This window comes from Streptomyces sp. NPDC008079 (assembly GCF_042957385.1).
Taxonomy (GTDB): Bacteria; Actinomycetota; Actinomycetes; order Streptomycetales; family Streptomycetaceae; genus Actinacidiphila.
The window spans coordinates 1,342,181-1,365,533 of the sequence record NZ_JBIBIC010000001.1 but is presented as its reverse complement, the minus strand read 5'-3'; the positions used below and the strand labels follow the sequence as shown (position 1 = coordinate 1,365,533).

Below are 23,353 nucleotides of genomic sequence, written 5' to 3'. Positions count from 1 at the left end.
CGCGTAGATCCTTGAACCGCACGGCCGCCACCACCTCGCGGACACCGCGACCGGCCCCCTTACGATGGGCGCATGAGCAGCAACCGGACCCCCCTGCGCGAGGCCCCAGAGCCGCTGGAGGCCAACGATGTGGCCACTGTCACAGTCGGCACGATCATCTGGGCCGTGCTGTTCGTCGTGCAGCTCCCCTTCTACGGCTGGTACGCGGATCACGGCCATACGTGGCTGATCTGGACCTGTCTGGCGGGTGCGGGGCTCGGGCTGATCGGCCTGAAATACGTCACCGCGCGGCGGGCCGCGATCCGTCGCGCCGCCGCGGCGCGCGGTCAGGAAGGGACCTCCGCCGGGTAGAAGCGCCGGGCGCCACGTACCGTCGGACCCATGACGGAACGCACGGACACGGAGGTCGTCACCCGGAAACCGGGACTGACCGGCGGCGAGGTCGCGGAACGCGTCGCGCGCGGCGAGGTCAATGACGTACCGGTACGCTCCTCCCGCTCAACTTCCGAGATCGTCCGGGCGAATGTCTTCACCCGGTTCAACGCGATCATCGGCTTCCTTTTTCTGATCATTTTGGTGGTCGGTCCGATCCAGGACGGCCTCTTCGGCTTCGTGATCGTCGCCAACACCGCGATCGGCATCATCCAGGAGCTGCGCGCCAAGCGGACCCTGGACAGCCTCGCCGTGATCGGCGAGTCCAAGCCCTCGGTGCGCCGTGACGGTGCGTCGGCCGAGATCCACACCTCGGAGATCGTCCTCGGCGACCTCATCGAGTTGGGCCCCGGTGACAAGGTCGTCGTGGACGGCGTCATCGAGGAGGCTGACGGCCTGGAGATCGACGAGTCGCTGCTGACCGGTGAGGCCGACCCCGTGCTCAAGCACGCCGGGGACCAGGCGATGTCGGGCAGCTTCGTGGTGGCGGGCGGCGGCGCCTTCACCGCCACCAAGGTCGGCCGGGAGGCGTACGCGGCGCAGCTCGCCGACGAGGCGTCCCGCTTCACGCTGGTCAACTCCGAGCTGCGCAACGGCATCAGCCAGATCCTCAAGTACGTGATGTGGATGATGGTGCCGACCGCGGTCGGCCTGATCATCAGCCAGTTCACGGTGGAGAGCCACGACGGCAGCGAGGCCGTCCGCCGTACGGTCGGCGGCATCGTGCCGATGGTGCCGGAGGGCCTGGTGCTGCTGACCTCGGTGGCCTTCGCGATCGGCGTGATCCGGCTGGGCCGCAAGCAGTGCCTGGTCCAGGAGCTGCCCGCGATCGAGGGCCTGGCCCGGGTGGACATCGTCTGCCTGGACAAGACCGGCACCCTCACCGAGGGCGGCATGGACGTCTCGGACCTGCGCCCGCTGGACGGCGCGGACCGCGACTACGTCGCCCGCGTCCTGTCCGCGCTCGGCGCCTCCGACCCGCGCCCCAACGCCAGCCTCCAGGCCATCATCGACGCCTACCCCCGGCCGGGCGGCAGCGCTTCGAAGGACGGCTCCAACGGCGGCTCCGAGGGCGGCCACCGGGACGACAGCGCCGCCAAGGACACCGCCGCGGACGGCGGTTGGCGCTGCACCGAGGCACTGCCCTTCAGCTCGGCCCGCAAGTACAGCGGCGCCGCCTTCAACGAGCCCGACGGCACCAGCAGTACGTGGCTGCTCGGCGCGCCCGACGTGCTGCTGCCCACCGGCCACGGCTCGCTCGCCGAGATCGACCAGCTCAACAACGAGGGCCTGCGGGTGCTGCTGCTGGCCCGCACCGACCGCCCGCTCGACGACCCGCGGGTGGCCGAGACCGTCACCCCGTACGCGCTGGTCGTCCTCGAACAGCGGCTGCGGCCCGACGCCGGGGACACGCTGCGGTACTTCGCCGAGCAGAATGTGCAGACCAAGGTCATCTCCGGCGACAACGCGGTGTCGGTCGGCGCGGTCGCCGGCAAGCTCGGGCTGCCGGGCGCGGACGCCCCGGTGGACGCCCGCCAACTGCCCACCGACCAGGACGAGATGGCGCAAGTGCTGGAGGACGGCGCCGTCTTCGGGCGGGTCACGCCGCAGCAGAAGCGGGACATGGTCGGCGCCCTCCAGTCCCGCGGGCACAACGTGGCGATGACCGGCGACGGCGTCAACGACGTACTCGCCCTCAAGGACGCCGACATCGGCGTGTCCATGGGGTCGGGTTCCGAGGCCACCCGCGCGGTCGCGCAGATCGTGCTGCTCAACAACAGCTTCGCGACGCTGCCTTCGGTGGTCGCCGAGGGCCGGCGGGTGATCGGCAACATCACCCGGGTCGCCACGCTGTTCCTCACCAAGACGGTCTACTCCGTGCTGCTCGCGGTGCTCGTGGTGTGCTGGCAGGTGCCCTACCCCTTCCTGCCGCGGCACCTCACGCTGCTGTCCACGCTCACCATCGGCGTGCCCGCCTTCTTCCTGGCGCTCGCGCCCAACAAGGAGCGGGCCAAGCCGCATTTCGTCCGGCGGGTCATGCGGTACTCGACCCCCGCGGGGATCATCTGCGGGCTCGCGGCGATGCTGTCGTACCTGCTGGCCCGGCACCACTACTCCGGCAGCGGGGCGCTGGACGCCGAGACCAGCGCGGCCACGCTCACGCTGTTCCTGCTGGAGGTGTGGGTGCTGGCGATCGTGGCCAGGCCCTACACCTGGTGGCGGATCGCGCTGGTGCTGGCGATGGGCGTCGGCTTCCTGATCGTGCTGGTCGTCCCGTGGCTCCAGTCCTTCTTCGCGCTGAAGCTGGTGGGCGCGCAGATGCCGTGGACGGCCGTCGGTATCGCGGTGGCGGGCGGACTGGTGCTCGAAGTGGTGTGGGGGTGGGTGCGCAGGCGCGACACGGCGTGAGCCGCCACGCCTGAGGGCCCGTCAGTCGAACCAGCGGTCCATGGCCAACTCCTCGGTACGGGTGGGGTCTTCGAGGAGTGCGGCCAGTTCGAAGCGGCGGTGCCAGTGGGCCGTGGCCCACGCCAGGCCCGCGGCCACGCCCTCGACCGTGGAGGCGTGCAGGGTGCCGTCGACGTAGCGCCATGAGAGTTCGACGTCCCCGTTGACGAGCAGTTCCTCGTGCTCGATGTACGTGGCGGGGGCGCCGGGGAGCAGGTCGTGAACGGCGGGCAGCACGTCGTGGATCTCGCCCTCGGAGACGACACGGGCCTCGACGGCGTCGCTGAGGCGGCGGACCTGGAAGAGGTCGGCGAGGTCCGCGGCCAGCCGCGGCGGCACGGGCAGCAGGGCGCGGCCCGCGGCGAGCGGCAGCAGGTCGGGGGCGTCGGCGACCAACGCGTCGGCGGCGTCGACCACGCGGGGCACGCCGTCCACGACGGCCCGCAGGTCGTCGGGGAGCGTGACCTGCTCGGGGTCGAGTTCGGCCAGCGCCGCGTAGAGGTGGTGGAGCTGGGCGGGGGTGACCCGCCGCTCGGGGTCGGCCAGCCGCGCGAGGAGTTCGGCGGCCCCGCCCGGTTCGTCCAGCAGCGCGCGTACGGAGGTGCGGACGCCCAGCGCCCGCAGCACCTGCTCGTCCACGGCCGTGCCGGTGGCGGCCTCGTCGTAGAGCCCGGCGAGCAGCGGGTCGCCGCCCGCCGCGCGCAGGCCGACCGGGCGGCGGCCGTCGAGCACGGGGTGGTCGCGGAGCCACCAGGCGGCGTAGGGGCGTACGGAGTCGGTGGTGCCGTCGGGGAGCAGGACGCGTACGGGCGCGGTGATCGCGTCGCGCAGCGGGGGGCGGGAGAGCAGCGCCAGCGCCTGCGGCCAGGCGTCGTCGTCCACCAGGTCGAGGTCGCGGACGCCGATCACCTCGGTGGCGACCGGCGGCACGTCGGTCTCGGGGAGGCGGTCCAGGACGTCCTCGCACCACACGTCGACGGCGTCGAGCAGGCCGATGTCGTCGGGCTCGGCCCAGTCGCTGTCGCGCGGTTCGAGGTCGTCGGGGTCGAGGACGACGTCGGCGGCGCGGACCAGCGCGAAGGTGGCGAGCACCCCGACCGCGGCGAGCGGCTGTTCGCCCCAGCGCTCGGCCAACTCGGCGTCCACGGCGGCCAGTTCGCCCTCGCGCAGGACGGATTCCAGGGCGCTGCCGGGGAAGACCAGCTCGCCGGCCGGGGCGAGTTCGCCCTCCTCGTCGGGCAGCGCGAGGGCGGCGAGCCACGGCTCCTCGCCGGGCGCGAGCCCCGCGGCGCGGGCCAGAGCGAGGACGGTGTCGGCCAACTCCTCGGTGTCCAGGGCGTTCTCGTCGTCCCAGGCGGCGCCCTCGTCGTCCAGCGAGGCGGCCACGGCGGCCCTGACCTGAGGGGTGGTCAGGACGGCACGCGGGGTGGCGGGGGACGCTCCGAGCTTTTCGAGCAGCGGGTGCACGGCGTCGGCGTGGGCGACGCGCAGGCCGAGGCGGGCCAGCGCGGCGGGGTCCACCGCGCCCGTGTCGCCGTCGTCCCCCTCCCCCGGCACCGGCAGCAGCACCTGGCGCGGGCCGACGACCGTACGGCCGTCGGCGAGCGGCACCGGGAGGCCGCTGAGGACGTCGGCGTCGGTTCCGGCCAGCGCGTCGTACAGGCGCCACCACCAGCCCGCGGGGCGTTCGGTGCCCGCGAGGCGGTCCACGGCGTCGGCGAGGGTCAGCCGGGCGACGCCCAACTGGCGCAGCGCGGGCCGCCGTTCGAGCGTGGAGGGGACCAGCGTCGGCAGCACCTCGGCCAGGACGCGTACGGCTTGCGCGGTGGCGCCCTCCACGACCTCGGCCTCGACCGGGCGCAGCGCGGGCGCCTCACCGGCCAGCGGGCCGCCGCCGTCCCAGGAGCCGTCGTCCGCGGCCTTCTCCGCCGCCTCGGGGCCGTCGGGGCCGTCGTCGGGGCGCGGCTCGGCGGCGCGCGGCAGGAAGGCGGTACGGGGCAGCTCGGCGAGGATTCTGCGGCGCAGCTCGGCGTCGAGTTCGCCCTTGCCCAGCGGTCCCGGCACCAGGTCGACCACGCCGGTGCCGACCGGCCGCCAGCCGGCCAGCAGCGCCACGTACGACTCGGCGGCGCGGGCCAGCAGGAAGTCGGTGAGCGGGCCGAGGGCGGCGTGGCGGCGGGTCGGGTCGAGCGGGAAGGAGGCGAGCAGCAGCGCGGGCAGGCCGTGCGGTTCGTCGGTGGGCGTGGGCGCGTGGACGACGGGCGCGGTGCGGGGCGCGGCCGGGGCGCCCTCCTCGTCCACGGGGACCGCCCAGGTCACCGACCAGACGGGGCGCAGCCGTTCCTCGACGGGGCGGTCGGCCAGCAGGTCGGGGGTGAGGGCGCCGGAGGCGGACGACACCCGCCAGCGGGCGGCGCCGTCGCGGTCGCTGTCCTCGATGACCACGTCGCCGTCGTCGGTCTGACGGCGGGTCAGGGTCCGTACCCCGTCCGGGGTTTCCACCACGACCTCGGACAGGCCCGGCAGCGCGAGCAGCAGCGCGTCGTCCACGGCCGCCAGCAGCCGGGCCGCGAGGTCGCCCGCGGCGCCGTCGCGCAGCGGCAGCAGCACGACGGTGTCGTACGTGTCGGGCGCGCGGCCCTCCGCGGGGAACGGCAGCCGCAGCAGCGGGACATGGCCGTCGCGGCGTCGCAACTCATCGGTCAGGCCGGGGACTTCGGCGGCCAGCGCGCGGGCCTCGGCCAGCGACCAGCGGACGCCGCCGGTGCGGCCCACCACGGCCGGTTCGTCGCTGACGGCCAGCACCGCCGCGAAGCCGACGCCGAAGCGGCCGACGGCGGCCGGGCCGTCGTCGCGCTTGGCGGAGGCGCGGAGCGTGGACAGCGACTCGACGGCGGCGGCGTCGAGCGGGGCGCCGGTGTTGGCGGCGGCCAGCAGGGCGGGGTCGTCATCGCCCTCACCGGCCCCGTGGAGGGTCAGCCGCAGGCGGCCGGGGACGCCGGCCCGTACCGCCGCGTCGGCGGCGTTCTGGGCCAGTTCCACGACGAGGCGGTCGCGGTAGCCGCCGAGGGCCAGGTCCTCCTCGGCGTTCGCGTCCTCACGGAAGCGGGCGGCCGACGCGGACCAGGCGGTGGTCACGCCCGCACGGAGCGCGGCGGTGCCGAAGGGGTCGCTGGTGGCTTCCGTGACGACCGTCGGTCGGGTCCCTGCGCGGCTCACGTGGCCCTCCGGTTGTTGCTGCGGCCCGCGGCCGGGCCCCTGTCGGGGCGACCGTACCGCCAATGGCGCCGCGCCCGCGCGGCGCGGTCGCCCGCACGGGGTTCACCGCCGCCCCCCGGCCGACCGGCCGGGGGTACCGCGGCTACGAGCGGCCCGGCCCGTCCGCCGCGGCGGCGTCGTCGTCCGCCGGGGACACGCGGCCGGGGTGCAGGGAGACCTGCTCGGTCTCCTCCATGTCGTCCAGGACCATCGGCGGCGGGGTGGGGGTCTTGGGCATCACGGCGGCCTCGGAGTGGCCGCCGCAGCCGTAGGACAGGGAGACCAGGCGGCCGTCGGCGGGCGAGAACTCGTTGGCGCAGATCCCGAACGCCTGGCTGAGGGAGCCCTTGATCGCGACGAGGAAGCCGCAGCTCACGCAGTTGGCGGGCGCGGCCTGGGCCATGGGCGTCTTGGCGCCGAACTGCTCCTCCCAGCGGTCGGCGGCGGCGTGCAGACCGTAGCGGGAGAGCACCCGCGGCCGTCCCATGCCGATCTCGGCGGCGACCGCGGTGATCGTCGCGGGCGTGGGCACCACGAAGTCGGCGTCGGAGGAGTCCGCGCCGCTCTCGGGACCCGCGGAGCCGTCCGGGGCGTCGGCCGACCCGTCGGGGAAGCCCGGGAAGCGCTCGTCGTCCTCGCCGGTCCACCCCGGCTCCAGGCGCAGGTCGTCGGCCTCGGTGGGCAGCAGGTCGCCGGGGCCCATGTCGCCGGGCCGCAGCCGCTCGCTCCACGGCACCCATTCGGGCGCGAGAATCGCGTCGTCGCCCGGCAGCAGCACCGTCTCGTCGATGGTCACGACCTTGGCGCGGGAGGCCCGCGTGAGGGTGGTGGCCCAGCGCCAGCCGCGGTAGGCGGGCTCTTTACAGGCGAAGTAGTGGGTGACGACGCGGTCCCCCTCGGCGACGACGCCGAGGTGCTCGCCGACGGACTGCGGCCCCGCCGCCTCCTCCGTCACAGCCAGCGCGACATCGACCGCCTCGGCGCACAGGCGGTCAGGGGTACGGCTTCGCATCGCAGCACTCACAGAAATCGTTTCTCTCTCTACGCCGTCTCACGTGTGCGCCGCGACGCGACGGACCCGACGCGGAAAACCGGGGCGGAGCGGACCTGCGGACCGCTTCGACGCCTTGGTTTTCTGCCTTCGTGGCCCTGCCCGAGCGTCTTCGGGCGCACCTGTTGTCACCCATTCTGCGCGATCGCACGCTACCTGTGCGCACCACGTGCGCAAAGGAGGGGGTGCGTGGTCTTCCGATTGGGGCAGGATTGCTGTCGTGGCACGAACGGTGACTGCGGGCCCAGGGCCCGTGCGCAGGGCCGGACGCGCCCTCGCTAACGGCGTGGGGCGGTCCGGCGGTGCCTTGCGCCGTCGTATCAGGCGTACGACACACGCGGGCGGCGCGGGCGAGTCGGGGCTGGCGAAGCTGATCGAACTGCACGCCGTGAACTCGGCGGGCGACATGTTGATCACGATCGCGCTCGCGAGTTCGGTGTTCTTCTCGGTCCCGACCGGACAGGCCCGTGGCCGGGTCGCGCTCTACCTGCTCGTGACGATGGCGCCGTTCGCGCTCCTGGCCCCGGTGATCGGTCCGCTGCTCGACCGGCTCCAGCACGGCCGCCGGGCGGCCATAGCGATGGCGATGATGGCGCGCGGCGTGCTGGCCTGGACGATGGCCGGGGTGATCAGCACCGCGGGCCTCGGCCTGTATCCGATGGCGCTGGGCGTGCTGGTGGCGTCGAAGGCGTACGGCGTGGTGCGAAGCGCGGTGGTGCCACGGCTTCTGCCGGACAGAACGACACTCGTGAAGGCCAATTCACGGGTGACGCTGGCGGGTCTGCTCGCGACGGCCATCGCCGCGCCGGTCGGCGCGGGGCTGCACGCCTTCGGCCCGCAGTGGCCGCTCTACGGCGCCTTCGTGATCTTCATCGTCGGCGCGCTGCTGTCGATGTCGCTGCCCTCGAAGGTCGACTCCTCGCGCGGCGAGGGCAAGGTCCGGCTGTCGGCCGACGAGGAGGCGCCGCCGGAGCCGTCGGGGATTCCGGGCAAGCGGCCGAGCCTGCTGGGCGTCGGCTCCTCGGTGCTGCACGCCCTCCAGGGCAACGCGGGGCTGCGCTCGCTGTCCGGCTTCCTGACGATGTTCCTGGCGTTCATGCTGCGCGAGCATCCGCTGGGCGGCCTCACCGCGGCGACCTCCCTGGGCGTCGTGGTCGTCTCCGCCGGCGCGGGCAACGCGCTGGGCACGGCGCTCGGCGCGTGGCTGAAGGCGCGCGGCCCCGAGATCATCATCGGCAGCGTCCTGATCTGCTCGCTGACGGCGACGATCGCCGCGGCCACCTGGTACGGCCTGGTCACCGTCGCCGCCGCGGCGGCCGTCGCGGGCATCTCGCAGGCCCTGGCGAAGCTGTCGCTGGACGCGCTGATCCAGCGCGACGTGCCGGAGTTGGTGCGCACCTCCGCCTTCGCCCGCTCCGAGACCGCCCTCCAGCTCTCCTGGGTGGTCGGCGGCGGCCTGGGCATAGTGCTCCCGCTCAACGGCCAGCTCGGCATGTCGGTCGCGGCCTGTCTGGTGCTGGTGGCGTTCGTGGTGTCGGTACGCGGCCTGTTCGGCTCGGCGCGGCGCGGCGGCAACACGGCGTCGGCACGGGTGGCGTAAGGACACCGGCCGTACGCGGTAGGGGCCCTGGCGTACGCGGCGGGGGTCCGGCGGTAACCGGTACGGGTGTACGGCGGCGGTGATCGCCGGGCCGTCGCGGGACACGTCCCACCCCCGCGCGGCCTGGGGGCAACAGCCCGGTAGCCTCCTGCCATGAGCATTCGCCGCGCTGCCACCACCATCGGTGCCGTCTCCCTCGGGCTCGTCGCCCTGACCGCCTGCGACAAGCCGACCCCCCTGGCAACCGTGACCGTGGGCACCCGGTCCGTGACCGCGGAAGCCGTGGACAAGTGCTACGCCCACGGCAAGCTGCTCCCCCAGGCGATCTTCGAGGCGTGTCTGACGGCCGCCCCCAAGCACCACCTCACGGTCGGCCTGGGCGACCAGGTACGCATCGGCGTCGACCCGAAGCTGGCGAAGAAGGGCTGGCTGCTCGCCAACGGCACCCAGCTCGTCACGCAGGAACTGCTCAAGAACCAGACGTACTGGACGCTCGACAGCGGCACCCTGTTCACCGTGCAGGACCAGCAGACCGGCCAGTCCACGCAGGTCAAGGAAGTCACCTTGAACATCGTGGAGTCCGGCGACCTGACGGGCCGCAAGACGTACGGCATCTGGAAGATCAAGCTCGTCCGCGGCAAGTGACACCCGACCGCGCCGCCGGTCCCGCGCCGGGCCCGGAACCCGGTCCCGCGCCCGCGCCTTATGGCAGGCTCCTCGTCGTGACCGCGGTGGACGCCGAACGCGCGGCCGTCGAGGCCGGGCTGAGCGCGGCGCCACCGCCCACCGCCGTGACGGCGGACGTGATCGCCGCCGGTGTGGGTCCGGCGGCAGCGGCGGCGGGCACCGCGACCGCGCTGGCGCTGGCCGAGGCGGCGGGTGCTCCGTACGGCCTGGTGGTCTGCGCCGGGATCGCGGGCGGTTTCGCGCCGGTCGCGCCCGTGGGCCATGTGACGGTCGCGGAGACGGTCGTGGCGGCGGACCTGGGCGCGCAGACCGACGAGGGCTTCGTACCGGTCGTGGAGCTGGGTTTCGGCACCTCTGAGCACCGGCCGCCCGCGCGGCTGAGCCGGGGCGTGGCGCGGGCGCTGGGCGCGGCGTACGGCCCGCTGCTGACCGTGAGCACGGTCACCGGCAGCGGGGAGCGGGCCGCGGAGCTGAGCGGCCGTCACCCGGGCGCCGTCGCGGAGGCGATGGAGGGCTTCGGGGTGGCGGAGGCCGCCGCGGCGCACGATGTGCCGATGCTGGAGATCCGCGCGGTGTCGAACGCCGTCGGCCCCCGTGACCGCGAGGCGTGGCGGATCGGCGACGCGCTGGCGGCCCTGACGGTGGCGTTCGGGAAGCTCCCGGCCGCCTTGGAGGTTGAAGCCACACATGACGACTGACACCGCGAACACGGGCCCGGCCGGGGCGCCGCACGACGCCGCGCTGCGGATCGCGTACTCCCCCTGTCCCAACGACACCTTCGTCTTCCACGCGTGGGCGCACGGCCTGGTGCCGCAGGCGCCGCCGCTCGACGTGACCTTCGCGGACATCGACATCACCAACGGGATGGCCGAGCGCGGCGAGTTCGACGTGCTGAAGGTGTCGTACGCGGTGCTGCCGTGGGTGCTGGACGAGTACGCGCTGCTGCCGTGCGGCGGGGCGCTGGGGCGCGGCTGCGGGCCGCTGGTGCTGACCCGGGAGCCTGGCGCGGATCTGGCGGGCAAGACGGTCGCGGTGCCCAGCGAGCGGTCGACGGCGTATCTGCTGTTCCGGCTCTGGGCGGCGACCGAGGTGCCGGGCGGGGTCGGGGCGATCGTGGTGCTGCCGTTCCACGAGATCATGCCCGCGGTACGGGACGGCCGGGTGGACGCCGGTCTGGTGATCCACGAGGCGCGCTTCACGTACCGGAACTACGGCCTGCACAAGCTCGCGGACATGGGCGAGCACTGGGAGGCGACGACCGGGCTGCCGATCCCGCTGGGCGCGATCATCGCCAAGCGCTCGCTCGGCAAGGAGCGACTGCACGCGCTCGCCGAGTCGGCCCGTACGTCGGTGCGGATGGCGTGGGACGACCCGGAGCCGTCGCGCGACTACGTGCTGGAGAACTCGCAGGAGATGGATCCCGCGGTCGCGGACCAGCACATCGGGCTGTACGTCAACGAGTTCACCGCCGATCTCGGCGAGGACGGATACGCCGCCGTACGCGGACTGTTGACGCGGGCCGCCGCCGAGGGACTGGTGCCGCCGCTCGCCCCCGACGCGCTCGCATTCTGACCGAGATTTTCGTCGGGTGGCCGGAATTCACCGTGCCCGTTGCGCACTTGCGCACTTCGGCACTTGCGTACTTCGGCACTTCGCCGCTTTACCGGAAGGCGGGCTTCCGGCAAAGCGGCGCTAAAAACGGTCGACTTCCCTACGTCATAGCGGACTCATACGTCGAGCTGATCGGCGACAACGCGCAGTACGGAAGCGATCTTGTGTCCGTGCGCCTTGTCGGGATACCGGCCGCGCTGGAGGGAACGCGCGACGTCTTCGAGCAGCGTGGTGAGGTCCTGGACGATCGGCAGCAGCTCATCGGGTTTACGGCGCTGTGCCGCCGCCACCGAGGGAGCGGGATCCAGAAGTGTCACCGAAAGCGCCTGATCACCGCGCTGTCCTGCGACGACGCCGAATTCCACGCGCTGGCCGGGCTTGAGCGCAGCGACTCCGTCAGGCAGCACCGACGAGTGCACGAAGACGTCGCCGCCGTCATCGCGGGAGAGAAAGCCGAAGCCCTTCTCGCTGTTGAACCACTTGACTTTGCCGGTAGGCACGTCCGACCTCGTCCTCATTGCTCGAAACGACTCTGAATAAGACTTCAGCGGGTCCATCGGAGACCCGCTGGCACCAAGGCTAATGGCCTGGTGCTGTGTGACAAGACGCCAAGGTCCCGTTCCCCGGCCGTTCGACCGCCCCCTGAACGGATCTACCCTTGTCCGGTGAGCAAACAAACCATGGGCGCCGGTGACCTCCTGGTCCGTGTCGGCGCGATCGTCTTCCTCGTGGGCGCGGTCGGCACTCTCGTCACCGTCGCGCCGCTGTTGCTGGGCACGCATACGCTGCCGACGCCCGCGTATTTCGTGTCCATGCTGATGGGCGTGGGTATGGCGGTGGCGCTGTGCGGGCTGCTGCGGTCGGCCCTCGCGCAGCGGCAGACCTCACGGGAGCGGGGCGCGGCCGGTTCCTGAACCGGCCGCCGGGCTCTCCCGCCGAAGCCGGCGGCGGCTTGCGCCGTCCCCGGTGCGCTCAGGCAGCCGCGGACGTGTGGGCCGCGAACCAGGCCGGAAATTCGGTGAGATCGTCCAGGACGACATCGGCTCCGGCCGCCCGCAGTTCCGCCGCGTCGCACGGGCCCGTGGCCACCGCCACCGACAGCGCGCCCGCCTTCCGCGCGCCGCGCACGTCCCCGACGTGGTCGCCGACGTACACGCTCGCGCCGTACTCGATCAGCGCCTGCGCCTTCTGCTCCGCCCACAGCCAGCCGCGCACCTCGGCCTCGATCCCGACGTGCGCCAGGTGCAGTTCCGCGTTGGGCCCGTACTTCGCCGTCACCACCACGGGCCGCCCGCCGCCCGCCCGCACCGCCGCGACCGCCTCCGCCGCACCGCGCATCGCGGGCGTCGGCGCGATGGCGTGGTCCGGATACAGCGCCCGGTACAGATCGCCGATCTCGGCCACGCGCTCCGCGGGGAACCAGTTCGCCAGCTCGTCGTCCAGCGGCGGGCCCAGCCGCGTGACCGCCAGCTCCGAGTCGATCCACACGCCGGTTTCCGCCGAGAGCCGGTCGTACACGGCCTTGATCCCCGGGCGGGAGTCGATGAGGGTCATGTCGAGGTCGAAGCCCACCGTGAGGGTGGGCCGGGGCGGTACGGGGCTGAGGTCGCTGGTCACGCCCTCCATTCTCCCCTGCCGGGTCAACCCGATTTTCGTCCCCGTAGGGGGCGCGGGGAACTGCGCGGCCCGCCCCCACCGGCCGGTGGTCGGGACACCACCGATCTGCCCCTCTGGGGCCGGTGGTGACCTGCGGGAGCATCGTGGCTGAGCGCGCAGTTCCCCGCGCCCCTAAAAGATCGGCCCGCCGCCCAGCGCAAAGGGGCCGCCTGGGGCCGCGCCCCTAAATGATCGGCCCGCCGCCCAGCGGAAAGGGACCGCCTGGGCAGCGCCCCTAAAGGAGCGGCCCCCCGCCCCGGGGAGAACCCGCCTTCGCGAGGGGGGCGTACCGGGGCGGAGCCCTAGGCGCGGCGTCGGGCGCGGAGGATCAGGTAGAGGGCGGAGCCAACGGCGGCGACGCGGACCGCGAAGGGATAGGCGTCCTGGAAGGCGTGGCCCATCTGCCCCTGGGCGATGGGATCGCCCCATTTGCCGGTGTCGCGCCCCCAGACCCAGACGACGAGCCCGAGGGCGGCGGCCCCGGGAATCCCGAGGATGCCGAATTTGGCCTGGCGGCGGGTGAGTTGGCGGGAGAGATAACCGGCGAGCCAGCCGAGGCCGAGGGGAATCCAGGAGCCGATGACGGCGCCCGCGACGAGAAGGGCGGCGGCGAGCAGGAGCAGCGGGCTGCCCCAGGTGACGGTACGGGCGGCGCGGCGGCGCGGCAGCCAGCGGCGGCGCGGACGGGCGGCGACCTCCTCCTCGTACGCGGCCTCCTCCTCGGCGTCTTCCTCGACCGGTGCACGCGGCGCCCCGGGCCTGACCCTGGCCCGGGTGTCACCGTCGTCGTCCAGATCCTCGTCGTCGAAGGGGATGAAGACGCCGCCGGTCATACCGGGCAGGCCCGTGAGTTCGTCACCGGCCCTCAGGTGACCGTCGCGGCGCTCGTCCCGGTCCCACCAGTCGTCCTTCTTCCCCGCGCCCCCGCCGCCGCCCCTGCCGCCGCCGCCCTTGCCGCCGTCGGCCTTCTCCGTACCGTCCCTGCCCGCCGTCTTCCGCATCGACGGCACGCCGTACGGGCCGTAGGAGCCCCCGGCGGGCGCGGACGGGGACGAGGGCGGGGCCGGGACCTCGGGGGCGGCGGCACCGGACGAGGCGTCGCCGGAGCCGCCTGCCGCGGCCTCCACGACGGCGTCCGGGCTGCCGATCCGGCCCAGGATGCGGCGGACGGTCGCCGGGTTGTCGCTGTCCTTGCGCTCCCGGTCGATGTCGGTGCGGAGCTGCGCGACCAGCCGCATGCGCTGGGAGGCGGGCAGCGCGGTCTGCGCGAGGTCGCCGATCCGGCTGAGGTAGTCGAACACCATCTGGTCGCTCTCGACACCCACCGCCAAGCCCCTTTGTCCGCGCCCGTGTCCGACCCTGCACCGACCGTACCCGTCCGCCGTCACCGCTGTCCTCATCCGCGGCCGCCATCCATGGCCGCCGCGACGAGGGGGGCTAATGTGGAACGGATGACGACCGGAGGGCAAGGATCTGTCCCGCGCACGCTCGCGGAGGACCTGCGCGCACGTGACGACGAGGCGCTGGGGCGGCTGCTGCGTGCCCGGCCGGACCTGCTGAGCCCCGTACCGAACGACCTGACGCAGCTCGCGACCCGCGCCTCCACCCGTACGTCGGTGGTCCGCGCGCTGGAGCACCTGGACCGCTTCACGCAGCAGGTCGCCGAGGCCCTGTCGGTGACGCGGGACCCGTGCTCGTACGGGACGCTGCTCACGCTGATGACGGGCGGCCCCGAGGGCACCGGCCACGCGGAGCCGCTGGACGCGGAGCTGGTGGCCGCGGTGACCGCCGCGCTGCCGCGCGCCGTGGACGTACTGCGGGCGCGGGCGCTGCTGTGGGGCCCCGACGACCGGCTGCGGCTGGTGCGCACCGTGCGGGACGTGCTGGCGCCCGCCGCCACCGTGCCGTCCGCGACCGGCCTCGGGCCCTCGGTGAGCGAGGCGACCTCGGGCATGTCGCCCTCCCGGCTCCAGGAGATCCTGGCGGACGCCGGGCTCGATCCGACGCACGACCCGATGAGCGCGGTCACCGCGCTGGCCGGACTCTTCGCGGACCGCGACCGCACGGCGGCGCTGCTGGACACCGCGCCGGACGGGGACGCGCGCAAGGTGCTCGACCGGCTGGTGTGGGGGCCGCCGTACGGCGAGGTACGGGACGCGACCGTGCCGGTGCGGGCCGCGGACGCGGTGACGCCCGTGCAGTGGCTGCTCGCCCGCGGCCTGCTGCTGCCCGCGGGTCAGCACAATGTGCTGCTGCCGCGCGAGGCCGCGCTGAGCCTGCGCGGCGGCCGGGCGCACCGTACGCCGGAGCCGCTGCCGCCCGCCGTCGCGCCGGTGCCGCGTACCGAGCGGACCGTGGACATGACGGCGGCGGGGCAGGCGTTCACGGCCGTCAGCACGGTCGGCGAGCTGCTGAAGGAGTGGCAGACCGGCGGTCCTTCGGTCCTGCGCGCGGGCGGCATCAGCGTCCGCGACCTCAAGCGGACCGCGACCGCGCTCGACCTGACCGAGGCGCAGGCCGCCTTCTGGCTGGAGCTGGCCTACGCGGCCGGGCTGATCGCGACGGACGGCGAGCTGGACGAGGCGTACGCGCCGACGCCCGCGGCCGACGAGTGGCTGCTGCTGCCCGCGCAGGAGCGGTGGGCGACGCTGGCCAGCGCCTGGCTGACGGCGACGCGGACGCCGGGCGTGGTCGGCAGCAAGGACGCCAAGGGCCGCGCGCTGTCGGCGCTCGGCCCCGACCTCGACCGGTCGCTCGCGCCCCGGGTGCGCCGCCGCGCGCTGCGCGTCCTCGCCGATCTGCCGCCGGGCTCAGCGGCGGCCCCCGACGAATTGCTGGCCCGGCTGCGCTGGGAACGGCCGCTGCGGCCCGGCGCGGACGCGCTCCGCGCCGACCTGCTGCGCTGGACGCTCCAGGACGCCGAGAATCTGGGCCTGACCGGGCGCGGGGCGCTCGCCGCGCACGCCAGGCCGCTGCTGGGCGGCGCGGGGACCCGCACGGCGGCGGAGTCCGCCGCGGCGGCCGGTGCCGCGGCCGGGCTGCTCGCGCCGCTGCTGCCCGAGCCGCTGGACCACGTGCTGCTCCAGGCCGACCTGACGGCGGTCGCGCCGGGGCCGCTGATGGCGCCGCTCGCCGAGACGCTCGGGGTGCTGGCCGACATCGAGTCCAAGGGCGGCGCGACGGTCTACCGCTTCACCCCGGAGTCGGTACGGCGCGCCCTGGACGCCGGGCGCACGGCGGCGGAGCTCCAGGACTTCCTGACCTCGCACTCGCGCACGCCGGTGCCGCAGCCGCTGAGTTACCTGATCGACGACGTGGCGCGCAGGCACGGCACGCTGCGGGTGGGGGCCGCGTCGGCGTATCTGCGCTGCGACGACGACGCGCTGCTGACCGAACTGCTCGCCGACCGGCGCGCGTCGGGCCTCGGGCTGCGCCGCCTGGCGCCGACGGTGCTCGCGGCCCAGTCCGAACCGGCCGTGCTGCTCGACAAATTGCGCGCGATGGGCCTGGCGCCCGCCGCCGAGTCCGCGGACGGCGATGTGCTGATCACCCGCGCCGATGCCCGCCGCACCCCGCCGCGTACGCCGCCCACGCCCGTCACGGACGGGCCGCCGGTGCCCGCGGAGGCGCTGCTGGGGGCCGCGGTGAAGGCGGTCCGCGCGGGCGACCGCGCCTCGACCGCCGTGCGCCGCTCGCCGGACTCCGCGGTGTCCTCGGCCGCCGCCGGGAGCGCGGACGGCGGCCTGCCCCGTACGCCCGCCGCCGACACGCTCGCCACCATGCAGGCGGCGGTGCTGAGCGGCGAGTCGCTGTGGATCGGCTACGTCAACGCGGACGGCGCGGCGAGTCAGCGGGTGATCGCGCCGGTACGGGTCGAGGGCGGCTATGTGACGGCGTACGACCACACCGTGGACGAGGTGCGCACCTTCGCGCTGCACCGGGTCACGGGCGTTTCGGAGCTGGCCGACGACCCGGCCTGACGCGCGCCCGCACGGTCCCTTCCGGCCGCGCGGTCCCTTCCGGCCGCGCGATCCCTTCCTGCCGCAGGCCCCGCCGGACGTCCCGGCGTCCGTCCTGGCGCGGTCCGCTGTCCGGGCGCCTGCGCTGCCACCAGTGGTGGCGGCGCGGGTAGAGGGCGCGGCCGAGGCGCAGGCCCAGCAGCAGGTAGCCGATGAGGGCGCCCGCGGTGTTGAGGATGACGTCGTCGATGTCGAAGGACCGGCCCACGATGATGACGCCCTGGGTGGTCTCCACCGTCAGCATCACCAGACCGGTCAGCACGCCCACCCTGAGCAGGCCGCGCGCCTTCGGGAACAGCATCGGCAGCAGGATTCCGAAGGGCACGCCGAGCAGGATGTTCCCGCCGATCTGCTTCACCGCGTCGCGCGTGCTCGGCCCGTTGAGGTAGGCCCTGATCGAGTGACCCGGATGCAGATTGGAGTGGATCAGCGAGACGGAGGCCGGTGACGGCACCAGCGTGACCTTCGCCAGCGCCACCGCGAAGGCCACCATCCCGACGATCGCCGCCGCGAGCACCACCACGCGGGCGAGCGTCGCGCCCCACGAACGGCGTTGCAGCAGGGGGACGTACGGCTCCTCGACCGGCTCGGGCTCGACGACGGGCGCGGCCTTGGGCTTCGGCCCGAACCTGGACTTCAGCGTGGGCCTCGGCTCGGGCTGCGGGGTCGCCTTCGGACCGGCCTCGGCGGCCGGGGGCGCGGCCTTCGTCCAGGGCCAGGTCCGGGCGGGCGCCGTGTCCCGAGCCGTCGTCCGTGCCGTCGCTGCCGTCTTCGCGGGTGCTTTCGCCGGTGCCTTCTGACGGGTCCTGGCCTGGGCGTTGGTACGCGGCTGGGCGGCCTTGCGTACGGGGGTGCGTGCGGGCTTGGCCGCGGACTTCGCCGTGGTGGCCGGGTCCGCCGTGGCCTTCGGCGCCTTCGCCTTCGGCCCGTCCTTCGGTTCCTTCGGCGCCGTGCGGAACAGCGCCATCCTCACCGCCATGAACCCTTGCCCCCCTCGGATAGGCACCGTCATGGCGGCGCATACCCGCGACCGGCCGCCGTACGCCGTCCGCACACGACGACTCGGACGGCCGATCTCCTTGGGCGGCAGGGGACTTCAGCCGTGGCGGCCCCTGCGGCGCGTCGCCGCGACGAGCAGCCCGCCCGCTCCCAGCGCTCCGGCCGCCGCGACGGCCAGCCACTCGGTCTCCGCACCGGTGTGCGGGAGGTGTCCGGGGGGCGAGGTCGGAGGAGACGTGGGCGGGGAGGTCGGGGGCGTCGTCCAGCCCGTCGTGGGCGGAGTGGTGGGGGGCGTCGTGGGGGGTGTCGTCGGAGGTGAGGTGGGGGGCGTGGTCGGCGGGGACGTCGGGGGCGTCGTGGGAGGCGTGGTCGGAGGCGAGGTGGGCGGCGAGGTGGGCGGCGTCGTCCAGCCCGTCGTGGGCGGGGTCGTGGGGGGCGTGGTCGGAGGCGAGGTGGGCGGCGTGGTCGGCGGGGTCGTCGGAGGCGTCGTCCAGCCCGTCGTCGGCGGCGTGGTGGGCGGGGACGTGGGAGGCGAGGTCGGAGGCGTCGTGGGAGGCGTCGTGGGAGGTGACGAGTACGGCGGGGTCGTCGGCGGGCACGACGTGCTCTCGCCGGGCGACGGCCACCCGGTGTCGGGGGCGGACGACCATCCCGTATCGCTGTACGAGGGCCCGTCCGCCGGGCTCGGGGCCGCGCCGGCCGCCGAACCGGGGAGCAGCAGCCCGGCCGCGGCCATGACCGCGGCGCCGACGACGGCTGTGGAGGCCGCTACGGCCCGCAGCTTCCCCCGCTCACGCGGGTCTGCGGGGGGAAGCGCGGGGGGAGGAGACAGTGGGTTGTCCATAGCGGGCAGATAACAGCAGGTCGGGTGCGACGCGCCGGTCGCCACGTACGCGATCGGCGCAGCTTCGCTCGGATGGCGAACGGTTGCGCGCAGGGTTGGCCGCCATCGGGGTGAACCGCGACACGCGGTCTTGACCGCCATTCGCAGTACAATTCTCTGTTCGGTCCCGTCAGCGGAGGTAATGCGTGTCCTGTCTCATCGTGCAGAGCGACAAAACGCTCCTCCTGGAGGTCGATCACGAGCAGGCGGACGCCTGCCGCCGCGCCATCGCGCCCTTCGCGGAGCTGGAGCGCGCCCCCGAGCACATCCACACCTACCGGCTGACCCCGCTCGGCCTGTGGAACGCGCGGGCGGCGGGCCACGACGCCGAGCAGGTGGTGGACGCGCTGGTCGAGTACTCGCGCTATCCGGTGCCGCACGCGCTGCTGGTCGACGTGGCCGAGACCATGGACCGCTACGGGCGGCTGCGGCTGAGCAAGCACCCCACCCACGGCCTGGTGCTGACCAGCACCGACCGCCCGGTCCTCGAGGAGATCCTGCGCTCGAAGAAGATCCAGCCGCTGGTGGGCGCCCGGATCGACCCGGACACGGTGCTGGTGCACCCCTCCGAGCGCGGCCAGATCAAGCAGGTGCTGCTCAAGCTCGGCTGGCCCGCCGAGGACTTCGCCGGTTACGTGGACGGCGAGGCGCACCCGATCGAGCTGGACGAGACCGGCTGGGCGCTGCGGCCGTACCAACGGCAGGCCGTGGAGAACTTCTGGCACGGCGGGTCCGGTGTCGTCGTGCTGCCCTGCGGCGCGGGCAAGACGCTGGTCGGCGCGGGCGCGATGGCCGAGGCCAAGGCGACCACGCTGATCCTGGTGACGAACACCGTCTCGGCGCGGCAGTGGAAGAGCGAGCTGATCAAGCGGACGTCGCTGACCGAGGAGGAGATCGGCGAGTACAGCGGCACCCGCAAGGAGATCCGGCCGGTCACCATCGCCACGTACCAGGTGCTGACGACCAAGCGGAAGGGCGTCTACGCGCACCTGGAGCTGTTCGACTCCCGCGACTGGGGCCTGATCCTCTACGACGAGGTGCACCTGCTGCCCGCGCCGGTCTTCAAGTTCACCGCCGACCTCCAGGCGCGGCGGCGGCTCGGCCTGACCGCGACGCTGGTCCGCGAGGACGGCCGCGAGTCCGACGTCTTCTCCCTCATCGGCCCGAAGCGGTTCGACGCGCCCTGGAAGGAGATCGAGGCGCAGGGCTACATCGCGCCCGCCGACTGCGTCGAGGTCCGCGTCAACCTCACCGACTCCGAGCGGCTCGCCTACGCGACCGCCGAGCCCGAGGAGAAGTACCGCTACTGCGCCACGACCGCCACCAAGCGGCGCGTCACCGAGGCCCTGGTCGCCCAGCACAAGGGGCAGCAGACCCTCGTCATCGGCCAGTACATCGACCAGCTCGACGAGTTGGGCGAGCACCTCAACGCCCCCGTCATCAAGGGCGAGACCACCAACGCCCAGCGCGAGAAGCTCTTCGGCGCCTTCCGCAACGGCGAGATCTCCGTCCTGGTCGTCTCCAAGGTCGCCAACTTCTCCATCGACCTCCCCGAGGCCACCGTCGCCATCCAGGTCTCCGGCACCTTCGGCTCCCGCCAGGAGGAGGCCCAGCGCCTCGGCCGCGTCCTGCGCCCCAAGGCCGACGGCCACGAGGCCCGCTTCTACTCCGTCGTCGCCCGCGACACCATCGACCAGGACTTCGCCGCCCACCGCCAGCGCTTCCTCGCCGAACAGGGCTACGCCTATCGCATCATCGACGCCGACGGCCTCCTGGAAGGCGAGACGGCCTAGACCGTTTCCGATCTCCTGGCCGTTTCCGATCTCCAAGGCCACGAAGGGGATCTCCGTATGCGCGGGCACGGCGTCCGACGACCGGGGAGAGGGCGGTGAGCAGCGCTTCATGCCACACGGGACTGCGCTCACCGCGCTGAGGGACGCCGTCGCCACCGGACGCGACCAGTACGAGGTGCGGCTCACCTCTCCGGGCCTGAGGAAACTCGCCGCCTACGCCTATGTGGCCGAGCAGTTCGGCTACCGGTACGCGGGCCCGGCGCCCGGCAGCCGTTCGATGAACCAGCCGCTGATGACCTTCCGGGGGAGCCCGGAGTCGGGGGATCTCGCCGCGCGGACCGCGGCCCGGTATCCCGACCCGGCCGGGGGCGGTCCGCTGCCGGGGATGGTCGAGGGACGCGGACTGCGGCCCGCGAAGTCGGCGGCGGGTGAGGTGCGCCTGATCCATTCGCGGATGGTCGTCGACGCGTGCCTGCGCTACGGCCGACGGGTGCGGAAGAACATCCTGGTGCTGCTCGTCGTCATAGCGGTCGTCCTCTTGTTTCCCGGATACACCGTGCGTCACGTCCTCGTCGGCGCGGGCGTATGGCTGGCTTTCTTCGCCGTGTACCTGATCGGGCTCGGCATCGCGCGGCTCAGACTCGCGCGGCACCGGAACCGCTTGGCGGCAAGCGGAGTCCGGTGGCCGCCGCCGTAGATCCAGGCGGCGGGCGGAAGTCCGCGGAGGCGACTGCGACCGCTGCCGTGCGGGCCCGGCGTCATGACGACGGGGCTCAGCCGGCGGCGGGGAGGTGGAAGTAGATCAGGAGGGTGGTGACGGCGAGGAGCGGGGCGGCGAGGGAGGCGACGGCGCGGGTCGTGCGGTGGCGCAGGCGCCAGGGGAGGGCCCAGGACACGACGAGCGCGACGACGGCGAGCAGGAGGACGGCGGGGGCGACCAGGAGCATGGTGGTCAGCGCCTGGCAGCCGTTCGGCGTGCAGGAGTCCGTCGCCATCGGGGAGAACATCGCGATCAGGCCGCAGAAGGCGATGACCGGGCCGCCGAGGACGGTGGCGATCAGCGGGGCGACGTAGGCGTGGCTGTCGTGGTCCGGCGGCCTGAAGCGGGGCACGAAGGGAGGCATGACGGGGGCGGGGCCGTAGGCGGGGCTCTGCCGGACCTGCGGACGGGCGCCCGCGCCGTGCTGCCACTCGTGCGGCTGCGGCGGGCCGTACGGGTCCTGCGGGACGTACGGGCGGCTGTTGGTCATGTCATCCATTCAACGGACCGGACGGCCGGGCCGGATCCGGCGTCGTACTCAGGTCGGCGTGGGCGGGTACTCAGGGCGGTGCCGGCCAGCAGGGCGAGGCCGAGCAGGGGGTAGGGGGCGGCGAGGGGCTGTTCCCACCAGGAGAAGCGCAGGTCGCGGTCGCCCTGGTGCGGTACGAGCCACATGCTGCGGCCGTAGAAGACGGCGGCGCACCCGAGGAGCGCGGCGCGGCGGCCGAGCAGGACGGCGGCGCGCGGGCCGCGCGACCGTGCTGTACGGGAGCCGGGGCCGGGACCGGGCCCGCTGCCTGGGCCCGGGCCCTCCGCGGACAGGCGCGTGGCCAGGAACGCCAGGAGGGGCACGCACCAGACCCAGTGGTGGGACCAGCTCACCGGCGAGACCAGCAGCGCGGTGACGGCCGCGCAGAGCAGGCCGAGCGCGGGCCGGCCGCCGCGGTGGGCGCGGGCGGCGACGGCGAGTCCCGCGGCGGCGGCGACCAGGGCGGACGCGGCCCAGAGCAGGCCGGGGGCCGGGGTGTGCAGGACACGGGCGAGCAGACCCTGGAGGGACTGGTTGTCGACGATCCAGACCTCGCCGACCCGGTCGGTCTCGTAGAGCCGGGCGGTCCAGAAGTCCAGCGAGGCGCCGGGCAGGACGGCGAGCCCGAGCGCCGCGCTCGCCGCGAATCCGGCGGCGGCGCGGGCCGCCTCCCGGCGGCGGCCGGTGAGCGCGAGGTGCACGGCCAGCAGCGCGGGCGTGATCTTGACGCCCGCCGCGAGGCCCAGCGCGAACCCCTTGCCGCGCGCGCCCTCGGGGCGGGTGAGGTCCCACAGGACGAGGACGGCGACGGCGAGGTTGATCTGCCCGAAGACCACCGTCTGGAAGACGGGTTCGAGCCAGAGCGCGCCCGCGGTGCCGAGCAGGACGGGCGCCGCGTACCGCCGGGACCGTACGGCGTCGGCGGCGGCGGTCCCGGTGTCCGCGGCCAGCCGCAGGGAGAGGCGGACGAGGGCGGCCAGCAGGGCCAGATTGGCGGCGACGCAGGCCGCGCGGGCGGCCGACAGCGGGAGCCGGGCGACCGGGGTGAAGAGCAGGGCCGCGAAGGGCGGATACGTGGCGGGCAGCCGCCAGCGTGTGACGCGGAATCCGTACAGGTCCCGGCCGCCGAGGACGGCGGCGCCTTCGGCGCGGTAGACCTGAAGGTCGGCCATCGGGACCGGGCGGCGGAGCCACCAGGCAGCGAAGAGGGCGAGGGAGAGCGCGAGCGCGGCGAGCGCCAGCGCGGTGGTGCCGGGACAGCGGGCGCTACGGGGACGGCGAGGGTCGGCGGGACGGTCGGCGGGGGGCGCCGGGCCGAGCGCGGGAGCGGTCACCGCGGCGACAGTAGTGGACCTGCCCGCCGGTGATCGTCAACGCGACGCGGGGCCGCCGCTCAGTGGCGCTTGCCCTCGCTGCCGAGCAGCACCACTTCGACGGCCGTGACGGCGAAGACACGGACCGCGCGCAGCGTGCTTCCCAGCAGGTGGCGGGGGTGATCGGGGCGGGCACCGAGAGCGGTGCCGCCGTGGACGGTGGGACCTGGGGCAACGGTGGTGGTGGTCATGAATCCACCGTACGAAATCAGGCATACGGCCTACGTCGGGCTCAGGGCTTAACTCGCACGCTC

20 protein-coding genes and 1 pseudogene are annotated in these 23,353 nt (G+C 74.0%); 11 read left to right on the top strand and 10 right to left on the bottom strand.

Going from position 1 to position 23,353, the window contains the following annotated elements; all coding sequences use genetic code 11:
• Positions 1-72 precede the first annotated feature (72 nt).
• Positions 73-351, top strand: a complete 279-nt coding sequence (locus ACFZAM_RS06015; RefSeq protein ID WP_355337425.1) for a DUF2530 domain-containing protein — start codon at positions 73-75, stop codon at positions 349-351.
• Positions 352-381: 30 nt separating this feature from the next.
• Entirely contained in the window at positions 382-2,841 is a 2,460-nt protein-coding gene (locus ACFZAM_RS06010) for an HAD-IC family P-type ATPase (protein WP_391043093.1), read from the top strand.
• Positions 2,842-2,862: 21 nt separating this feature from the next.
• On the opposite strand, the gene ACFZAM_RS06005 is transcribed toward ACFZAM_RS06010, so the two are convergent.
• On the bottom strand, positions 2,863-6,099 hold the full coding sequence (locus ACFZAM_RS06005; RefSeq protein WP_391043091.1) for a sacsin N-terminal ATP-binding-like domain-containing protein: 3,237 nt from the start codon (positions 6,097-6,099) through the stop codon (positions 2,863-2,865).
• 142 nt (positions 6,100-6,241) lie between these two features.
• Positions 6,242-7,150, bottom strand: a complete 909-nt coding sequence (locus ACFZAM_RS06000) for a DUF3027 domain-containing protein (RefSeq protein WP_391043089.1) — start codon at positions 7,148-7,150, stop codon at positions 6,242-6,244.
• A gap of 259 nt (positions 7,151-7,409) precedes the next feature.
• Here ACFZAM_RS06000 and ACFZAM_RS05995 point away from each other — a divergent pair, with 259 nt between their 5' ends.
• From ACFZAM_RS05995 to ACFZAM_RS05980, 4 genes are all read left to right on the top strand, one after another.
• Positions 7,410-8,789 carry an MFS transporter gene (locus tag ACFZAM_RS05995; RefSeq protein ID WP_391043088.1) on the top strand — a complete coding sequence of 460 codons (1,380 nt, stop codon included), beginning with the start codon at positions 7,410-7,412 and terminating at the stop codon, positions 8,787-8,789.
• Positions 8,790-8,942: 153 nt separating this feature from the next.
• Positions 8,943-9,434, top strand: coding sequence for a hypothetical protein (locus tag ACFZAM_RS05990; protein WP_355337414.1), 492 nt, complete (start codon positions 8,943-8,945; stop codon positions 9,432-9,434).
• 77 nt (positions 9,435-9,511) lie between these two features.
• Positions 9,512-10,174 (top strand): futalosine hydrolase, encoded by a 663-nt coding sequence (locus ACFZAM_RS05985; RefSeq protein WP_355337411.1) that lies wholly within the window; start codon positions 9,512-9,514, stop codon positions 10,172-10,174.
• Complete coding sequence (locus tag ACFZAM_RS05980; RefSeq protein WP_355337408.1) at positions 10,164-11,048, top strand: 1,4-dihydroxy-6-naphthoate synthase; 885 nt, start codon at positions 10,164-10,166, stop codon at positions 11,046-11,048. The genes ACFZAM_RS05985 and ACFZAM_RS05980 overlap by 11 nt, the downstream gene beginning before the upstream one ends.
• Positions 11,049-11,203: 155 nt before the next feature.
• On the opposite strand, the gene ACFZAM_RS05975 is transcribed toward ACFZAM_RS05980, so the two are convergent.
• Positions 11,204-11,587, bottom strand: coding sequence for a cold-shock protein (locus ACFZAM_RS05975; protein WP_033173507.1), 384 nt, complete (start codon positions 11,585-11,587; stop codon positions 11,204-11,206).
• 165 nt (positions 11,588-11,752) lie between these two features.
• Between ACFZAM_RS05975 and ACFZAM_RS05970 the strand changes: the two genes are divergently transcribed.
• Positions 11,753-12,001, top strand: a complete 249-nt coding sequence (locus ACFZAM_RS05970; RefSeq protein ID WP_355337403.1) for a hypothetical protein — start codon at positions 11,753-11,755, stop codon at positions 11,999-12,001.
• A gap of 58 nt (positions 12,002-12,059) precedes the next feature.
• On the opposite strand, the gene ACFZAM_RS05965 is transcribed toward ACFZAM_RS05970, so the two are convergent.
• On the bottom strand, positions 12,060-12,713 hold the full coding sequence (locus tag ACFZAM_RS05965; RefSeq protein ID WP_391043085.1) for a haloacid dehalogenase-like hydrolase: 654 nt from the start codon (positions 12,711-12,713) through the stop codon (positions 12,060-12,062).
• Positions 12,714-13,045: 332 nt separating this feature from the next.
• Entirely contained in the window at positions 13,046-14,068 is a 1,023-nt protein-coding gene (locus tag ACFZAM_RS05960) for a hypothetical protein (RefSeq protein ID WP_391043082.1), read from the bottom strand.
• A 126-nt stretch (positions 14,069-14,194) separates the two neighbouring features.
• On the opposite strand from ACFZAM_RS05960, the gene ACFZAM_RS05955 reads away from it, so the two are divergent.
• Positions 14,195-16,723: a helicase-associated domain-containing protein gene (locus ACFZAM_RS05955; protein ID WP_391043081.1), complete on the top strand. Its 2,529-nt coding sequence runs from the start codon at positions 14,195-14,197 to the stop codon at positions 16,721-16,723.
• Here the strand turns inward: ACFZAM_RS05955 and ACFZAM_RS05950 are convergent.
• Positions 16,686-17,741: a VanZ family protein gene (locus ACFZAM_RS05950; RefSeq protein ID WP_391043078.1), complete on the bottom strand. Its 1,056-nt coding sequence runs from the start codon at positions 17,739-17,741 to the stop codon at positions 16,686-16,688. The genes ACFZAM_RS05955 and ACFZAM_RS05950 overlap by 38 nt on opposite strands.
• A 117-nt stretch (positions 17,742-17,858) precedes the next feature.
• Positions 17,859-17,978, bottom strand: a pseudogene (locus ACFZAM_RS05945) (LPXTG cell wall anchor domain-containing protein); the annotation flags it as partial.
• Positions 17,979-18,090: 112 nt separating this feature from the next.
• Here ACFZAM_RS05945 and ACFZAM_RS05940 point away from each other — a divergent pair.
• The 3 genes from ACFZAM_RS05940 to ACFZAM_RS05930 all read left to right on the top strand — a co-directional run bounded on the left by ACFZAM_RS05940 (position 18,091) and on the right by ACFZAM_RS05930 (position 21,134).
• Positions 18,091-18,618, top strand: coding sequence for a hypothetical protein (locus tag ACFZAM_RS05940; RefSeq protein ID WP_391043602.1), 528 nt, complete (start codon positions 18,091-18,093; stop codon positions 18,616-18,618).
• Between the two features lie 172 nt (positions 18,619-18,790).
• The gene (locus ACFZAM_RS05935; protein WP_355337392.1) at positions 18,791-20,437 is read left to right on the top strand and encodes a DNA repair helicase XPB; all 1,647 of its coding nucleotides are present in this window, start codon (positions 18,791-18,793) and stop codon (positions 20,435-20,437) included.
• A 109-nt stretch (positions 20,438-20,546) separates the two neighbouring features.
• On the top strand, positions 20,547-21,134 hold the full coding sequence (locus ACFZAM_RS05930) for a hypothetical protein (protein WP_391043074.1): 588 nt from the start codon (positions 20,547-20,549) through the stop codon (positions 21,132-21,134).
• A 76-nt stretch (positions 21,135-21,210) separates the two neighbouring features.
• On the opposite strand, the gene ACFZAM_RS05925 is transcribed toward ACFZAM_RS05930, so the two are convergent.
• From ACFZAM_RS05925 to ACFZAM_RS05915, 3 genes are read right to left on the bottom strand one after another with little or no spacing between them, the layout of a single operon-like run.
• A complete protein-coding gene (locus ACFZAM_RS05925; RefSeq protein WP_355337386.1) occupies positions 21,211-21,687 on the bottom strand; it encodes a hypothetical protein in 477 nt (158 codons plus the stop codon).
• The gene (locus tag ACFZAM_RS05920) at positions 21,684-23,060 is read right to left on the bottom strand and encodes a glycosyltransferase 87 family protein (protein WP_391043071.1); all 1,377 of its coding nucleotides are present in this window, start codon (positions 23,058-23,060) and stop codon (positions 21,684-21,686) included. Before ACFZAM_RS05920 ends, ACFZAM_RS05925 begins: the two co-directional genes overlap by 4 nt.
• A 59-nt stretch (positions 23,061-23,119) precedes the next feature.
• Entirely contained in the window at positions 23,120-23,290 is a 171-nt protein-coding gene (locus ACFZAM_RS05915; protein ID WP_391043069.1) for a hypothetical protein, read from the bottom strand.
• Positions 23,291-23,353: the final 63 nt, after the last annotated feature.

Bases quoted from the DNA above. Each gene is read 5' to 3' on its own strand.
- ACFZAM_RS06010 (WP_391043093.1), top strand. From the start codon at position 382: ATGACGGAACGCACGGACACGGAGGTCGTCACCCGGAAACCGGGACTG.
- ACFZAM_RS06000 (WP_391043089.1), bottom strand. From the start codon at position 7,150: ATGCGAAGCCGTACCCCTGACCGCCTGTGCGCCGAGGCGGTCGATGTC.
- ACFZAM_RS06015 (WP_355337425.1), top strand. From the start codon at position 73: ATGAGCAGCAACCGGACCCCCCTGCGCGAGGCCCCAGAGCCGCTGGAG.
- ACFZAM_RS05965 (WP_391043085.1), bottom strand. From the start codon at position 12,713: ATGGAGGGCGTGACCAGCGACCTCAGCCCCGTACCGCCCCGGCCCACC.
- ACFZAM_RS05980 (WP_355337408.1), top strand. From the start codon at position 10,164: ATGACGACTGACACCGCGAACACGGGCCCGGCCGGGGCGCCGCACGAC.
- ACFZAM_RS05990 (WP_355337414.1), top strand. From the start codon at position 8,943: ATGAGCATTCGCCGCGCTGCCACCACCATCGGTGCCGTCTCCCTCGGG.
- ACFZAM_RS05930 (WP_391043074.1), top strand. From the start codon at position 20,547: ATGCCACACGGGACTGCGCTCACCGCGCTGAGGGACGCCGTCGCCACC.
- ACFZAM_RS05955 (WP_391043081.1), top strand. From the start codon at position 14,195: ATGACGACCGGAGGGCAAGGATCTGTCCCGCGCACGCTCGCGGAGGAC.
- ACFZAM_RS05925 (WP_355337386.1), bottom strand. From the start codon at position 21,687: ATGACCAACAGCCGCCCGTACGTCCCGCAGGACCCGTACGGCCCGCCG.
- ACFZAM_RS05950 (WP_391043078.1), bottom strand. From the start codon at position 17,741: ATGGCGGTGAGGATGGCGCTGTTCCGCACGGCGCCGAAGGAACCGAAG.
- ACFZAM_RS05915 (WP_391043069.1), bottom strand. From the start codon at position 23,290: ATGACCACCACCACCGTTGCCCCAGGTCCCACCGTCCACGGCGGCACC.